Source organism: Mycobacterium sp. NGS62, from assembly GCF_059812285.1.
On record NZ_JCALCK010000057.1, the window covers coordinates 1 to 1,370 of the forward strand.

At 59.7% G+C, this 1,370-nt stretch carries 1 protein-coding gene; it reads right to left on the reverse strand.

Annotated elements, in window-relative coordinates:
- Positions 1–1,370: condensation domain-containing protein (locus AC5Y49_RS24640; protein WP_499891994.1), on the reverse strand; the 1,370-nt coding region annotated here is incomplete at both ends.

The window sequence follows — 1,370 nt, forward strand, 5'->3', positions numbered from 1 at the left end:
TCCAATCGGGCATGTTCTCGGTCATCGAGGACATCTACCGACGACAACGACCGCCCGGGATCGGCAACCATGGCCGCCAGCACCCGCTGCAACCGGCCGATCAACACCTCAACACTGACCGCATCGAACACATCGGTGCGAAACTCCACCGCCCCCGAAATCCCAGCGGGCTCACCGACCTCAGTGAAGTGTTCGGCCAACGTAAACGCCAAATCCATCCGGGCAGTGCGGGAATCCACCGGCAACGCAGTGACCTGCACATCACCCAAACTCAACCCCGCAGCCGAATCCCCGGCGAAATTCTGCCAAGACAACATCACCTGCACCAACGGATGATGAGTCAAACTGCGAGTCGGGTTAAGCCGCTCCACCAACACCTCAAACGGCACATCCTGATGCTCATAGGCCGCCAACCCCCGAGCCCGCACCTGAGCCAACAACTCCGCCACGCTGGGATCCCCACCCACATCAACCCGCAACACCAACGTGTTGACGAAAAACCCGACCAACTCATCAAGCGCCGGATCACCACGCCCCGCAATCGCGAACCCTACTGCCACATCAGAACTGGCACTGAGCTTGGCCAACAACACCGCCAACGCAGCCTGAACCACCATAAAACTCGTCGCATTATGCTCACGAGCCACCCGAGTAACCTGCTGCTGCAACTGCGCCGGCCACTGCACCGCCACACTGGCACCACACTGATCGGCCACCGCCGGATAAGGCCGATCAGTAGGCAACACCAACCGCTCGGGCATCCCAGCCAACACATCCTGCCAATAACCCAACTGCCCAGCAATCAGACTCTGACCATCATCGAAATCACCAAGAATTGCCCGCTGCCACAACGTGTAATCGGCATACTGCACCGCCAACGGCGACCACCCCGGCGCCTGCCCCACACACCGACTGGCATACGCAACCCCCAAATCACGCACCAACGGAGCAATCGACCAACCATCAGCAGCGATATGATGCACCACCGCCACCAACACATGCTCATCCTCACCAACACGCAAAAGCCGTGCCCGCAAAGGAATCTCAGACGACAAATCAAACGGCTGCAGCGCCACCGCATCAATAGCCTCACCCAACCGCGCCGCCGACCAACCAGTGGCATCAACAATCTGCCAACCCACATCGGCCCGCTCACACGCCACCACAACCTGCTCGGGCGCACCCCCCACCGCACCAAACAACGTCCGCAACGACTCATGACGCGCAACCACATCACCCAACGCCGCACCCAACGCCGCACCATCTAAACGCCCACACAACCGCAACGCCACCGCCAAGTTATAAATCGGCGACGGCCCATACAACTGATCGATAAACCACAACCGACTCTGCGCAAACGACAACGGAAT